Annotated in this window: 10 protein-coding genes and 1 pseudogene; 2 read left to right on the top strand and 9 right to left on the bottom strand. The window is 64.6% G+C overall.

What is annotated here, in order from left to right; translation table 11 throughout:
• Positions 1-92 precede the first annotated feature (92 nt).
• From RQ479_RS29170 to RQ479_RS29155, 4 genes are all read right to left on the bottom strand, one after another.
• Positions 93-1286, bottom strand: a complete 1194-nt coding sequence (locus RQ479_RS29170) for an IS91 family transposase (protein ID WP_376703298.1) — start codon at positions 1284-1286, stop codon at positions 93-95.
• Positions 1287-1290: 4 nt separating this feature from the next.
• Positions 1291-2196, bottom strand: coding sequence for a tyrosine-type recombinase/integrase (locus RQ479_RS29165; RefSeq protein WP_376703297.1), 906 nt, complete (start codon positions 2194-2196; stop codon positions 1291-1293).
• A gap of 190 nt (positions 2197-2386) precedes the next feature.
• A complete protein-coding gene (locus RQ479_RS29160; RefSeq protein WP_376703301.1) occupies positions 2387-2899 on the bottom strand; it encodes an OmpA family protein in 513 nt (170 codons plus the stop codon).
• A 10-nt stretch (positions 2900-2909) separates the two neighbouring features.
• A complete protein-coding gene (locus tag RQ479_RS29155; RefSeq protein WP_376703300.1) occupies positions 2910-3569 on the bottom strand; it encodes a L,D-transpeptidase in 660 nt (219 codons plus the stop codon).
• Between the two features lie 322 nt (positions 3570-3891).
• Here RQ479_RS29155 and RQ479_RS29150 point away from each other — a divergent pair, with 322 nt between their 5' ends.
• Together RQ479_RS29150 and RQ479_RS29145 are read left to right on the top strand one after the other, a co-directional pair.
• Positions 3892-5022: an efflux RND transporter periplasmic adaptor subunit gene (locus RQ479_RS29150; RefSeq protein ID WP_352714567.1), complete on the top strand. Its 1131-nt coding sequence runs from the start codon at positions 3892-3894 to the stop codon at positions 5020-5022.
• Positions 5019-8222 carry an efflux RND transporter permease subunit gene (locus RQ479_RS29145; RefSeq protein ID WP_376703299.1) on the top strand — a complete coding sequence of 1068 codons (3204 nt, stop codon included), beginning with the start codon at positions 5019-5021 and terminating at the stop codon, positions 8220-8222. Before RQ479_RS29150 ends, RQ479_RS29145 begins: the two co-directional genes overlap by 4 nt.
• Before the next feature lie 453 nt (positions 8223-8675).
• On the opposite strand, the gene RQ479_RS29140 is transcribed toward RQ479_RS29145, so the two are convergent.
• The 5 genes and pseudogenes from RQ479_RS29140 to RQ479_RS29120 form a co-directional block, all read right to left on the bottom strand.
• Positions 8676-9869 carry an IS91 family transposase gene (locus RQ479_RS29140; protein WP_376703298.1) on the bottom strand — a complete coding sequence of 398 codons (1194 nt, stop codon included), beginning with the start codon at positions 9867-9869 and terminating at the stop codon, positions 8676-8678.
• Between the two features lie 4 nt (positions 9870-9873).
• On the bottom strand, positions 9874-10779 hold the full coding sequence (locus tag RQ479_RS29135; protein WP_376703297.1) for a tyrosine-type recombinase/integrase: 906 nt from the start codon (positions 10777-10779) through the stop codon (positions 9874-9876).
• A gap of 200 nt (positions 10780-10979) precedes the next feature.
• Positions 10980-11162: pseudogene (locus RQ479_RS29130) on the bottom strand (chloride channel protein); the annotation flags it as partial.
• Between the two features lie 143 nt (positions 11163-11305).
• Positions 11306-12418 (bottom strand): TauD/TfdA family dioxygenase, encoded by a 1113-nt coding sequence (locus RQ479_RS29125; protein WP_376703296.1) that lies wholly within the window; start codon positions 12416-12418, stop codon positions 11306-11308.
• A gap of 256 nt (positions 12419-12674) precedes the next feature.
• Positions 12675-14456, bottom strand: coding sequence for a chloride channel protein (locus RQ479_RS29120; RefSeq protein ID WP_376703295.1), 1782 nt, complete (start codon positions 14454-14456; stop codon positions 12675-12677).
• Between the last annotated feature and the right edge of the window lie 243 nt (positions 14457-14699).

Genomic DNA, 14699 nt, shown 5'->3' with positions numbered 1-14699 from the left:
CCGGGAGACTGGCGCCACAGCGAAGCGCACAGGCGTTTCCGTTGACCCGCGCCGGCGTAGCGCGGGTGTGTGGCCAGACCGGCCATGCCGGGTCATGGGGCGGTCTCCCGGTTCGTCATCCGTGCGCCCGGCGGTCCGCGCGGCTGGCTGCACCGTTCGAACACCTCGATGACGATCATACGCCCGCCGCAGCATGGGCACGGCCGGCGGAAGTCGTCCGGTTCCGCCGGAGGATCGTTCGTGACGGCAGGCGCGACCGCCAGCAGTTGGCGGGCGCGCGCGAGGCAGTCCTTGCGAGAGCCGCCTGCAAGCAAGCCATAGTGGCGGATGCGATGGAAGCCGCGCGGGAGGACATGGAGCAGGAAGCGGCGAATGAACTCGTCTGTGGCGAGCGTCATGACCTGCTGCCGGTCGGTGCCGTCGCGGCGGTAATCCTTATAGCGGAAGGTGACGCCAGCCTCTTCGAAGGCGATCAGGCGGCGGTTCGAGATCGCGGCCCGGTGGGTATAGCGCGACAGATAGGCGAGCACCGCCTCGGGACCGGCGAAGGGCGGCTTGGCGTAGACCACCCAGCGCTTCTTCTTGAGGGGAGCCAGGTGGCGTAGGAAGGCCCGTCGCTCGGCGAGGTGCGCCATCGATCCGAAGAAGGCGAGCCGTCCAGCATCGTGCAGTGCGATCAGCCGGGCGAGGAACAGGCGGCGGAACAATTTGCCGAGCACGCGCACCGGAAGGAGGAAGGCCGGGCGCGAGGAGATCCAGCGGGTCCCGTCGAGCGCGATGCCGCCGCCCGGCACGATCATGTGGACATGAGGATGGTGCGTCATTGCCGAGCCCCACGTGTGGAGCACGGCGGTGATGCCGATGCGCGCGCCGAGATGCTGGGGGTCCGCTGCTATCGTCAGCATCGTCTCCGATGCCGCGCGGAACAGCAGGTCATAGACCAGCGCCTTGTTGTGGAAGGCTATGACGGCGACCTCGGCCGGCAGCGTGAACACGACATGGAAGTAGCCCACTGGCAGCAGGTCGGCTTCGCGCTCGGCGAGCCATGTCCGCGCGGCCGCGCCCTGGCACCTGGGACAGTGCCGGTTGCGGCAGGAGTTGTAGGCGATGCGCCACTGGCCGCAGTCCTCGCAGGCCTCGACGTGACCGCCAAGGGCTGCGGTGCGGCAGTTCTCGATCGCCGACATCACCTTGAGATGCTGCTGGCTCAGGTGCCCTGCATGGGCGACCCGGTATCCGGGACCCGCAGCACGGAAGATATCGGCGACCTCCAGGTCCCCCCGCACCGGTTCAGCCGGGAGGCGTCTTGCCTTCCATCAGCGCCATCAGCCGGTCGAGCGGCCCTGCGACCGCGTGGATCGTCCGGGTCGAGACCTTGGTGTAGAGCGCTGTCGTTTCGAGCTTGCTGTGCCCGAGCAGCACTTGGATGACGCGGATGTCGATATCCTGCTCGAGCAGATGGGTGGCGAAGCTGTGCCGCAGCGTATGCGGGCTGACGCGCTTGCGGATACCGGCGACTTCGGCGGCTTCCTGAACCGCGCGATGTAGTTGCCGTGACGAGATCGGATCGGTGCAACTGCGCCCCGGGAACAGCCAGCCATGCGGAAGCATCACCCCGCGACGCTTGCCTTCGCGCCACCACAGCCGCAGCAGTTCCAAGAGTTGCGGCGAGAGCATGGCGTTGCGGTCCCTGCGTCCCTTGCCCTGTTCGACCCGGATCAGCATGCGTGTGCTGTCGATATCATCGACCTTGAGGTGCGCGACCTCCGATACGCGCAGGCCCGCGCCATAGGCAACACCGAGCGCGGCCTTGTACTTGATGCCAGGTGCTGCTTCGAGCAGCCGCGCCGCTTCCTCCACGCTCAGCACGTCTGGCAGCTTTCGTGGATAGCGCATGATCACCAGCACACGGGCCAGATCCCGCCGCTTCAGCGTCATCAGGAACAGGAACCGCAACGCTGAGACCGCGCCGTTGATGGTCGCAGGCCCGACGCCGTTCTCATGCTGATACAGCTGGAAGCGACGGATGTCCTCGGGCGTCGCAGTATCGGGAGAGCGTCGGAGGAAGGCTGCGAAGCGCCGGACGTGACGAACGTAGTCCTGCTGGGTATGGGGCCCCAGGCCCCGCATGAGCATATCTTGCTGCATGCGCTGGCGAAGCGGCGTAATCGGTGCATCGGTCGACAGAGTATCCATGGCAAGTTCCTCTCGTTGAAGGAACTCCATGGTCGGATCGCAGCTACTACCCGCTCAAGACCAATCCCTGTCGCACCATCTCAGAACGACGTGCCCCTCCCGCGAAGCGGGTTCGTGCATGAGGCGCAAACCAGCCATGCCGCCGTCGCGTGCGAGACTCTGATGTGGTGACAAGGAAAACAGCAGCCCCCTACGGCTCGTCCCTCACATCGCGCAAATTAGACACAACGCGGCGATTCTGCGACCTGCAGGCGGTGTCGGGGCACTCGCGGACGAGCCTGTCCTTGCCGTAGCCCTTGGCCCACATGCGGTTGCGGTCTATGCCGCCGGCAGCGAGGTAGTCCATCACCGCATCCGCGCGCCGCTGCGACAGCGCCGTTTCACTTGCGCCGGGATCGTCGGCGAAACCCTGCAGCTTGAGCAGCCAGCGCGGATGCTTTGCTAACCAGGCGATCTGGGTGTCGAGGGTGGCCTTGGCGACAGAATCGAGCGCGGCCGAACCTTGCGTGAAATAGGTGCGGCGGCCGACATTGAGGATAAAATCCTCCTCGCTGCCCGGCTGCACGTTCTGGAAGCCGGCAACCTCGGTGTTGGTGACGTCGGGCGTGGAAGGGGCCAGCGTGTTGCTGGTCGAGCAGGATGCGACCAACACCAGCAGGCCGGCGGCCAGCAGCCGGCGCGTGTTTTCAATCATGCGGTTCATGAGGCGCCAATCATTCGACAGTGGTGGAAGCGGGCGCCTGGTCGGCGATGTGCGGCAGGACCTGCACCGCGGTGCCGATCGGGCAGCGCTGGTAGAGGTCGATGATGTCTTCCGGGAACATGCGGATGCAGCCGCTGGAAGCGTCGGTGCCGATGCTCCATGGCTCCAGCGTGCCATGCAGGCGGTAGCCGGTGTCGGCGCCGTCGCGGTGCAGATAAAGCGCGCGCGGGCCGAGCGGATTGTTGGACGCGCCGCCTGCGATCATGGGCGGTAGGTCCGGCCTGCGCTTACGCATTTCGGGGGGCGGGACCCAATCCGGCCACAGCGCGCGGCGGTCGATCGTCGCGCGGCCGTACCATTTGAAGCCGTCCTTGCCGACGCCGACGCCGTAGCGGATGGCAGTCTTGTTTTCCATGATGATGTAGAGGAAATGGTGGCGGGTATCGACCACGACGGTGCCGACCGGCTCGCTGCTGAAATACTTGACGATCTGGCGATGCCATCTCTTGTCGATCTTGGCGAAGTTGGTCTTGCGATAGACAAAATTGTTGTCGCTGGCGGTACCGGCGAAAAAGGATTTTGCCGCCGCGGCTTGAGCAATATTGCTGGGTGCACCCGCCGCGACCAGCGCCAGGCCGCCAAGCACGACACCCCTGCGTGACAAAACCATCGGCAATATTCCCCCATGCATAAAGCCTGGCTAACCATAGTTGAGAATTATTTCGCCTCAAAGTGGAAAATGCTGCGGTGCTTCAGTCCGCCGGGGCAGCCGCCACAGGGTGGACATTTCAGCCCACATGGAAAATGATCATGTTGCCATGCACAACACTGCAATGCTCTGATCTCGACGAGAAGCCTGAGCGTAGAAGCGGATCAACCGACCTCCGGTCCAGCGAGCGAGGACGCAAATGGACACCCCAGAGAATGGGCAATTGCATCGCGACGCGGGCGGGCGACCCCGTCGATCGGCCGGCTGGCTTGCCCGCGCCGCCATGTCGGCGGCATTCCTGCTCGGCATGGCTTTCAGCAGCACTGCGTTTGCGCAGGACCAGCAGCTTCCCGAGGTGACGGCGGCCAAGCCGGTGGTCCGTGAAATCGTCGAAGACGACGAGTTCGTCGGGCGCTTCGAATCCGTCGACCAGGTCGCCATCCGTTCGCGCGTCAGCGGCTATCTGGACAAGGTCAGCTTCCAGGACGGCGCACTGGTCAACAAGGGCGACCTGCTCTTCACCATCGACCAGCGTCCGTACCAGGCGGCTTATGATGCCGCCAAATCGCAAGTGGACGTCGCCAAGAGTCTGCTCGAATTCTCCAAGATGCAGCTGGATCGCGCCGACGAACTCGCCAAGACCGGCAATATCTCAACCGCGACGGTCGACGACCGCCGGCGGGAATACCTTTCGGCGCAGGCGCAGATGCAGGGCGCGACGGCTGCGCTGACGACGGCCAGCCTGAACATGGAATTCACCGAGATCAAGGCGCCCTTGTCCGGCCGCATCGACCGCCGGCTGGTGTCGGTCGGCAACCTCGTGCAGCCGGATACCACCTTGCTGACGACCATCGTTACGCGCGATCCGATCGACTTCTATTTCGACGTCGATGAGCGCCTGTATTTCAGCTACGCCCGCGACGCGAAGGAGCGTGGCGGCAGCATGCAGGAAGGCGCCGGCGGGCTCGAGGTGGTGGTTCGCGTCGCCGACCGCGCGGAGGCGGTATTCAAAGGCAAGCTCGATTTTGCCGAGAACCGGATCGACAACGCGACCGGCACCATGCGGGTGCGTGCAAGGTTTCCCAACGCCGACGGCATTCTCCAGCCAGGCATGTTCGGGCGCATCAACGTGCCGGGGTCGCTGCCGCATAGCGGCGTGCTGGTGCCCGACGAGGCGATCGGCGCCGATCAGGATCGCCGCATCGTGTTCCTGGTGGATGAGGCCGGGATGGTGTCGGCGAAGCCCGTGCGCACCGGCCCGCTTCTCGACGGCTACCGGGTGATCCGCGGGGGCCTGACCGGCGACGAGACGATCATCGTCAACGGGCTGATGCACGCCAGGCCCGGCACCAAGGTGAAGGTCGAGATGGTGACGTTGCCGCCCAAGGCCGAGACCGCCGAGTTGCAGCAATGAGGTTCGCACATTTCTTCGTCGACCGTCCGATCTTCGCATCGGTCGTTTCGATCGTCCTGCTGGTCCTCGGCGGGATTGCTTATACCCAGCTGCCGGTCGCGCAATATCCCGAGATCGCGCCGCCGACCATCGTCGTTCGCGCGCAGTATCCGGGCGCCGACGCCGAGACGGTTGCAGCGACGGTGGCAACGCCGATCGAGCAGGAGATCAACGGCGTCGAGGGCATGCTCTACATGTCGTCCTATTCGTCGGGCGACGGGGCGATGGCGCTGACCATCACCTTCAAGCTGGGCACCGATCTCGACCAGGCGCAGGTGCTGGTGCAGAACCGCGTGTCGGTCGCCGAGCCGCGCCTGCCCGAAGAAGTCCGCCGCCTCGGCATCACCACCACCAAGAGCTCGCCCGACCTGATGATGGTCGTGCACATGCTGTCGCCCGACAATACCTACGACCAGCTCTACGTCTCGAACTACGCCCGCTCGCGGGTGCGCGACATACTGCTCAGACTCGACGGCGTCGGCGACCTCATCATCTTCGGCGAACGCGAATATTCGCTGCGCATCTGGCTCGATCCGGAAAAACTGTCCGCCCTGGGGATGACCTCGGGCGATGTGGTGCAGGCGCTGCGCGACCAAAACGTCCAGGTGTCGGGTGGCTCGATCGGCGCGCCGCCGACCAGCACTGGCATGGCGTTCCAGTACACGGTCACCACGCAAGGCCGCTTCAACGACGCACGCGACTTCCGATACGTGATCGTCAAATCGACCGACGACGGCCGCCTGATCTCGCTGCAGGACGTGGCGCGCATCGAGCTCGGCGCCAAGGATTACGTCACCAACTCCTATCTCAACGGCAAACCGGCGGTGGCGCTCGCCATCTTCCAGCGGCCGGGCACCAATGCGCTCGCCGCAGCCGCGGAGATCCAGGACAAGATGAAGGAGCTTTCCCGCGACTTCCCGAAGGGGTTGAGCTACGACATCGTCTACAATCCGACCGAGTTCGTCGCCGAGTCGATCCAGGAGGTCTACAAGACAATCCTCGAGGCGATGCTGCTGGTCATCATCGTCATCATCGTCTTCCTGCAATCGTGGCGCATGGCGATCGTGCCGATCGTCGCGATCCCCGTGTCGCTGATCGGCACGCTGGCGGTGCTTTACGCCGCCGGCTTCTCGCTCAACATGCTGACGCTGTTCGGCCTCGTTCTGGCGATCGGCATCGTCGTCGACGATGCGATCGTCGTGGTCGAGAACGTCGAGCGCAATATCGCCAGAGGGCTGGCGCCCAATCCGGCGTCGCACCTGACCATGGACCAAGTCGGAACGGCGGTCATCGCGATCTCGCTGGTGCTGATAGCCGTGTTCGTACCGACAGCCTTCATCCCCGGCATTTCTGGGCAGTTCTACCTGCAGTTTGCGATCACCATCGCGGTGTCGACGGCGATCTCGGCATTCAATTCGCTGACGCTTTCTCCGGCGCTGGCCGCACTGCTGTTCAAGCCGCACCACGCCGCGGCGGCGCCGCCTCGCTTTTTCCTGGCGCGGTTCGGACGGGCGCTCGCCGACGGCTTCAATCGCGGCTTCGACAGGGTCGCCCACTGGTATTCGAGCATCATCCGCGTGCTGGTCGGCTCGTGGATAACGATCGCCGCCATGCTGGCCGTTTTCGCGGCCCTCATCTACGCCACGGTCTACATGGTGCAGGCGGTGCCGCGCGGTTTCATTCCGTCGCTCGACCAGGGCTATGCGATCATCGTCGTCCAGTTGCCGGACGGCGCCTCGCTGTCGAGGACCGATGCGGTCATCCAGCAGGCGTCGCAGATCATCCAGAAAACGCCAGGCGTCGACTACGCAGTCGCCTTCGCCGGCTTCTCCGGCGCGACCTTCACCAACGCCAGCAACGCGGGCGTGATCTTCGCCAGGTTCAAGCCCTTTGACGAGCGACTGAAAGCCGGCCAGTCGGCGGCCCAGGTCATCGGCAATCTGTTCGGCAGCCTGCAAAGCATCAAGGAAGCCTTCATTATCGCACTGCCGCCGCCGCCGATCCGCGGCGTCGGCAATGCCGGCGGCTTCAAGCTGCAGATCCAGGAGCGCAACAGCGCCGACATGCGGCAGATCCTGGCGCTTGCCAACGAAATCGCCGGCAAGGCCAACAAGACGCCGGGGCTGACGGGCGTGTTCACCACGTTCTCCGCGTCGAGCCCGCAATTCTTCCTGGCGATCGATCGCGACAAGGCGCGCATCCTGAACGTGCCGATCCCCAACATCTTCGAGACGCTGTCGATCAATTTGGGCACCGCCTACGTCAACGACTTCAACGCTTTCGGGCGCGTCTACCAGGTGCGTGCGCAGGCCGACCAGGCGTTCCGCCTCGATCGCGCCGACATCTTGAAACTGAAGGTGCGCTCGGCGACCGGCGCGCTGGTTCCGCTCGGCACGTTGATCGAGATCCGCGACGTCACCGGCCCGGCGCTGGTCCAGCGCTACAACATGTACGTCTCGGTGCCGCTGCAGGGCAACGCCGCGCCCGGCGTTTCCACGGGCGACGCGCTGGCATTGATGGAAGGGATCACGGCAAAGACGCTGCCGGCCGGTACCTCCTATGAATGGACCGAGCTCGCCTATCAGGAGCGCAACACCGGCAATGCCGCTGTCTATATCTTCGGACTGTCGGTGCTGTTCGTGTTCCTGGCGCTGGCGGCGCAATATGAAAGCTGGGTGCTGCCGTTCGCCATTGTGCTGGTGGTGCCGCTCGGCGTGCTCGCGGCGTTGCTCGGCGTGTCTTTCCGAGGGCTGGACAACAACATCCTCGTGCAGATCGGCCTCATCGTGCTGATCGGGCTTGCCGCCAAGAACGCGATCCTGATCGTCGAATTCGCGCGCCAGGCGCAGGAACGCGGCCTGTCGGCCGCCGAGGCTGCCGTCGAAGCCTGCCGGCTCAGGCTGCGGCCGATCCTGATGACCGCTTTCTCGTTCATCCTCGGCGTCGTGCCGCTGGTGATCGCAACTGGCCCGGGCGCAGAAATGCGCCAGTCGCTCGGCACCGCGGTGTTCTCCGGCATGCTCGGCGTCACCTTCGTCGGCCTGTTCCTGACGCCGGTGTTCTACGTCACGCTCAGGTCGCTGTTTTCACGGCGCAAGCCCCGTGCCGAGGCCGAGCCTTCGGAGACGGCAGAGGCGCCATCGGAGACGGCCGCCGAGTAGGGTAACGAATTCGCCGCGTCGGGCGCGGCTTATCACTCCAGAAAATCGGCGGCGCGTAACGGCCACGATCTGCGCGACAACCCCGGCCTCCGGAGTCCTCGCTTGCGATGTCTGCTTTCAGGACGCGGCGAAGGTGATCTCTATGACCGAAATTGCGAAGGGTTTCGGGTGCCGTCAGGCGTACGAAAGCCTCTCATGCAGGAACCCGCGGGCAGCAGGCGGCGAGCTATGGGGATTTGTGTTTCGAGGTGTGCCGGCGCCTGTCGCGAACGTCCGCGCGCGGTGCTGTCAGGGCGTCGAGGAAGTAGCCTTCCGGCCTGGTCGGGTAGCCTGTCGCGATGAGGACGGTGTGGTTTGGGTCCCGGGAGACTGGCGCCACAGCGAAGCGCACAGGCGTTTCCGTTGACCCGCGCCGGCGTAGCGCGGGTGTGTGGCCAGACCGGCCATGCCGGGTCATGGGGCGGTCTCCCGGTTCGTCATCCGTGCGCCCGGCGGTCCGCGCGGCTGGCTGCACCGTTCGAACACCTCGATGACGATCATACGCCCGCCGCAGCATGGGCACGGCCGGCGGAAGTCGTCCGGTTCCGCCGGAGGATCGTTCGTGACGGCAGGCGCGACCGCCAGCAGTTGGCGGGCGCGCGCGAGGCAGTCCTTGCGAGAGCCGCCTGCAAGCAAGCCATAGTGGCGGATGCGATGGAAGCCGCGCGGGAGGACATGGAGCAGGAAGCGGCGAATGAACTCGTCTGTGGCGAGCGTCATGACCTGCTGCCGGTCGGTGCCGTCGCGGCGGTAATCCTTATAGCGGAAGGTGACGCCAGCCTCTTCGAAGGCGATCAGGCGGCGGTTCGAGATCGCGGCCCGGTGGGTATAGCGCGACAGATAGGCGAGCACCGCCTCGGGACCGGCGAAGGGCGGCTTGGCGTAGACCACCCAGCGCTTCTTCTTGAGGGGAGCCAGGTGGCGTAGGAAGGCCCGTCGCTCGGCGAGGTGCGCCATCGATCCGAAGAAGGCGAGCCGTCCAGCATCGTGCAGTGCGATCAGCCGGGCGAGGAACAGGCGGCGGAACAATTTGCCGAGCACGCGCACCGGAAGGAGGAAGGCCGGGCGCGAGGAGATCCAGCGGGTCCCGTCGAGCGCGATGCCGCCGCCCGGCACGATCATGTGGACATGAGGATGGTGCGTCATTGCCGAGCCCCACGTGTGGAGCACGGCGGTGATGCCGATGCGCGCGCCGAGATGCTGGGGGTCCGCTGCTATCGTCAGCATCGTCTCCGATGCCGCGCGGAACAGCAGGTCATAGACCAGCGCCTTGTTGTGGAAGGCTATGACGGCGACCTCGGCCGGCAGCGTGAACACGACATGGAAGTAGCCCACTGGCAGCAGGTCGGCTTCGCGCTCGGCGAGCCATGTCCGCGCGGCCGCGCCCTGGCACCTGGGACAGTGCCGGTTGCGGCAGGAGTTGTAGGCGATGCGCCACTGGCCGCAGTCCTCGCAGGCCTCGACGTGACCGCCAAGGGCTGCGGTGCGGCAGTTCTCGATCGCCGACATCACCTTGAGATGCTGCTGGCTCAGGTGCCCTGCATGGGCGACCCGGTATCCGGGACCCGCAGCACGGAAGATATCGGCGACCTCCAGGTCCCCCCGCACCGGTTCAGCCGGGAGGCGTCTTGCCTTCCATCAGCGCCATCAGCCGGTCGAGCGGCCCTGCGACCGCGTGGATCGTCCGGGTCGAGACCTTGGTGTAGAGCGCTGTCGTTTCGAGCTTGCTGTGCCCGAGCAGCACTTGGATGACGCGGATGTCGATATCCTGCTCGAGCAGATGGGTGGCGAAGCTGTGCCGCAGCGTATGCGGGCTGACGCGCTTGCGGATACCGGCGACTTCGGCGGCTTCCTGAACCGCGCGATGTAGTTGCCGTGACGAGATCGGATCGGTGCAACTGCGCCCCGGGAACAGCCAGCCATGCGGAAGCATCACCCCGCGACGCTTGCCTTCGCGCCACCACAGCCGCAGCAGTTCCAAGAGTTGCGGCGAGAGCATGGCGTTGCGGTCCCTGCGTCCCTTGCCCTGTTCGACCCGGATCAGCATGCGTGTGCTGTCGATATCATCGACCTTGAGGTGCGCGACCTCCGATACGCGCAGGCCCGCGCCATAGGCAACACCGAGCGCGGCCTTGTACTTGATGCCAGGTGCTGCTTCGAGCAGCCGCGCCGCTTCCTCCACGCTCAGCACGTCTGGCAGCTTTCGTGGATAGCGCATGATCACCAGCACACGGGCCAGATCCCGCCGCTTCAGCGTCATCAGGAACAGGAACCGCAACGCTGAGACCGCGCCGTTGATGGTCGCAGGCCCGACGCCGTTCTCATGCTGATACAGCTGGAAGCGACGGATGTCCTCGGGCGTCGCAGTATCGGGAGAGCGTCGGAGGAAGGCTGCGAAGCGCCGGACGTGACGAACGTAGTCCTGCTGGGTATGGGGCCCCAGGCCCCGCATGAGCATATCTTGCTGCATGCGCTGGCGAAGCGGCGTAATCGGTGCATCGGTCGACAGAGTATCCATGGCAAGTTCCTCTCGTTGAAGGAACTCCATGGTCGGATCGCAGCTACTACCCGCTCAAGACCAATCCCTGTCGCACCATCTCAGAACGACGTGCCCCTCCCGCGAAGCGGGTTCGTGCATGAGGCGCAAAGCAGCCATTCAGGATTCGGTGTGCGAAGGTCAACGTCGGGCTTGTATCCAAACGTTGGCTCTCCCCCGCCCTACCCCTCGCCCGACAGATCGCGCCGCGCCTTGTCGAGTTCTTCGGCATAGCGCCGCATCAGATGGCCTTCGGTCAGCAGACCGACCACCTTGCGGTCGGTGAAATCCTCGACCACTGCCAATTCCTCGGCGCCGGCGCGCTGGAAGGTCTCTGCCGCCGATTGCACGTTCGGCACCAGCAGCGATTCGTTCAAATTGGCGAACGACAGCACCGCCGATTGCGCCAAAGTGCCTCCGGCTAATAAGGGCTATGTCTTGACTGACCTACTAACGAACCCTGCCGAATGCGATCTTCGGCAAGTCGATGCTCTTTCGGTGCATGCCGCTATCGCGAGAGGACGCGAATCCGGCTCTGGAACTCACCACGATCGACATAGCATCCGCGCAGATGTCGCCGCCCGGTGTTCGGGTTGAACGATTGGCGGCCATGCAACACCCGGCGATTGTCGAAGACCGCCATTTCGCCGGCCTTCAGGCGGTAGGCTATCTGGAAACGCGGCCCGCGGATCATCATCATCAGCTTGCGATAAGCCCCATAAAAGGGCGCGCATAGCTCGGAGGGAAGGTCGATGACATCGACAAGATGGGCGTTGAACCGCAACTCCGTCACTTCCCCGTTGCGTCGAGTTACAATCATGGGAAACCTGCCCCGCAAATCGTAGTTTTCATCGTGAAAACGATAGGGGATCTCGACCTCGCACAACAGGCGGTAGGCTTCCGGATCTTCCGCCTGTAGCGCGGCGACGACCGCAAACCCGTCGGCCAAGATCGATCCACCACCCTCAGCGTCGTTGGCGATACAATGCAGGAACTGGTAGCCGGGCGGCACCTCCTGGTTGGCGAGATCGGTGTGTAGTGGCAGGGCGACCGGCGTATAGGCCAGATTGTTCGGGTTCGGCATCGACACGACTTCGAACATCGTGCCGAAATTTGTCTGGCGCAGGAAACCAATCCGCTCGGCCGCACGCCGCCCAGCGTCGGGATCATCGTCAAGCCCATCGACGATGGAGAGCCCGTATGCAGCCGTTGCCTTCAGCCAGGCGAGCAGATCGACATCGCTTTGCAAGATGTCCCCGGCGGAGTGACGCGGTATGGTTTCAAGATCGACCGAGGCGTCCCAGAGTTTCGGAGCGATGTCGGCCGGATCGTCCCGCTTTCTGCCGGGACGGTAGGACTCAAAGAACTGGCTCGGGAATTCCTCCTCAGCCTGGTCGTTCTGCCAGACAATGCCCACAGCGCTGCCCCTGTCCCGCACGCTGATGGGTCTGAGCGAAGGGTCTACGCTGGTCAGGTCGAAAGTTCGTTCTTCGGTCTGCGGGTGAAACGCCGATGGCGCATTGTCCTTTAGCCAAAGCCAGGGATAGCAGACTGTTTCGCCCGACACGAAAGTCACGGCAAGCGCGGTCTCCCGGGCCTCCACGGAAAGCAGGGTATTCATGATGATGTCTCTCTGAACACAGAATTTGATTTTCAGCTTGGATCAGGCCCGCAGGCCATCAACCCAACGGTGGTGGCCACCACAAGCTCGGCTTCCCATAGCGATGGGATCCGGGATTTCTGTTCGGTTCTTCGAGCACGCCATCTCCAGGCGGAATCTGGCTCCAGATGAAATCTGGTTCAAAGCCACCGCGATGGTAGCGATCATTCGCCGGCGGTGTCCAGCTAAATGCAACGGGATCGCCATCCCCTCTCGGCTACCCTTCGCCCGACAGATCGCGCCGCGCCTTGTCGAGTTCTTCGGCATAGCGCCGCATCAGATGGCCTTCGGTCAGCAGCCCGACCACCTTGCGATCGGTGAAATCCTCGACCACCGCCAATTCCTCGGCGCCGGCGCGCTGGAAGGTCTCGGCCGCCGATTGCACGTTCATGCTCGGCACCAGCACCGCATCCCTGAATTTGGCGAAGGACAGCACCGGCATCTCGTCATCCGACAAATGGCTGTGCAATTCGGCGACGATCAGCACGCCGACATAGTGCAGTTCGGCATCCACGGCGATGACGCGCTGCGAGGCACCGAGCGGCACCTGTTTGCGGAATTCCGCAAGCGTCGTCGAGGCGTCGATGGTGCGGACATCCTTTCGCATCATCGAGCCGACAGTCAGGCTGCGCATCCAGCCAACATCATGAGCGCTGCGGATGGTTTCGCCGCGTAGATGAAAACGCCATGTCGAGAAGGAATAGCCAAACGTTTCGCGCACCAGGATCGCCGCCATGAGCGAGGCGGCCAGCACCACGCCGGTCAGCGTCAGGTCGCGGGTCGATTCCAGCGCCAGGAAGGTCATCGTCAACGGGCCGCCGACGACGCCGACGGCGAGCGAGGTCATGCCGACGACGGCGGCGACGGCGGGATCGATGCCGGTCGCCGGCGAGACGAATGCCATCGCGCCGGCAAACATCTTGCCGAGCAGCGCGCCGAGGAACAGCGAGGCAAAGAACAGGCCGCCACGGAAGCCGGAGCCGAGCGAGATCGCCGACGCCGCCAGCTTCAGCACGAAGACGCTGGCCACTACGGCCAGCCCGTAATTCATCGCGAATTCGCGGTGCAGCGCGCCATGGCCGCTGGACAGGACCTGCGGCGTGACCAGCCCCAGCAGCCCGACCATCACGCCGCCGATGGCGGGGCGCAGCGAGGCGTCGATCGACAGCCTGGCAAAGAGGCGCTCGATCAGGCTCACCAGATGCATGATGGCGATGGAAGCACCACCGCCCAGAAGCCCGAGCAGCATGAACGGCAAATACTGGCTGACGGTGAGCTGCGGCAGGCCGGCGAGCTCCAGCGGAAACGGCACGCCGCCAAACACCTCGGCGGTCAGCGAGGCCGAGATCGCGGCGGCCATCACCGGCGCGACATTGGCGACCGAATAGATGCCGATGACCAGCTCGAAACCGTAGAAGGCGCCGGTCAGCGGCGCGTCGAAGGCGGCGGCGATCGCGCCGGCGGCACCGCAGCCGACGAGGATGCGGACATCGTTGCGGCGCAGCCTGAACAAGCGCGCCAGCCGCGACGCCAGGCCCGAACCTACCTGCGTATAGCCGGCCTCGAGCCCGACCGAAGCGCCGAAGCCGCTCGAGATCATCGTCTGCCCGGCGATGATGAAAGTATCGGTCAGCGACATGCGGCCGCCATAAAGTGCGTTGGCTTCGATCGGATCGACCGGCGTGCGGAACTTCCGCTTTCTCAGCCAGATCACCGTCAGCCCGAGCAGAATGCCGCCGATCGCCGGTATCAGCGCCTGCTCCGGCCTTTGCAGCGAAAACATCGCTGAAAGCCGGCCGCCGGGCTGAACGCCGAACATAAGCCCATGCAGGACCTGCACCAGTTCGCTCATGCCGGTGACCAGCGCGCCCGCCATCACCCCGACCAGAGCGGCCAGGATAACGACGGCGATACCGCGCGCCTCGAGCAGCGGGATCGATCGGATCAGCACCGCGCGCAGCCGGCGGGCGTAAACTTGCGGTTCGTTTCTGGAAAGCACCGGAGCGGCTCGCCGATATTCGTGGGTGCCTGATACCCCCGGCAACATCGCATGGCAACAATGCCGGCCGCCGAGGTGTCATGCCCGCGTGATGCTGCGGCGATAAAGCTCATCTTCAGCTCGGGAACTGCGTTGACGTAAACGTCAACCCGAAGCTATATGCGCCGGCGGCCGTGGCTGTGAAACCGGGCAAGCGGCTTCGGCCAGGTCGAAGCGCCGGCGCGCGACAAACGCAACCAGACG

The sequence above is a fragment of the Mesorhizobium sp. ISC25 genome (assembly GCF_042295465.1).
GTDB lineage: Bacteria > Pseudomonadota > Alphaproteobacteria > Rhizobiales > Rhizobiaceae > Mesorhizobium.
The sequence above is the reverse complement of the archived record's forward strand: the minus strand, read 5'-3'. Positions and strand labels throughout refer to the sequence as shown.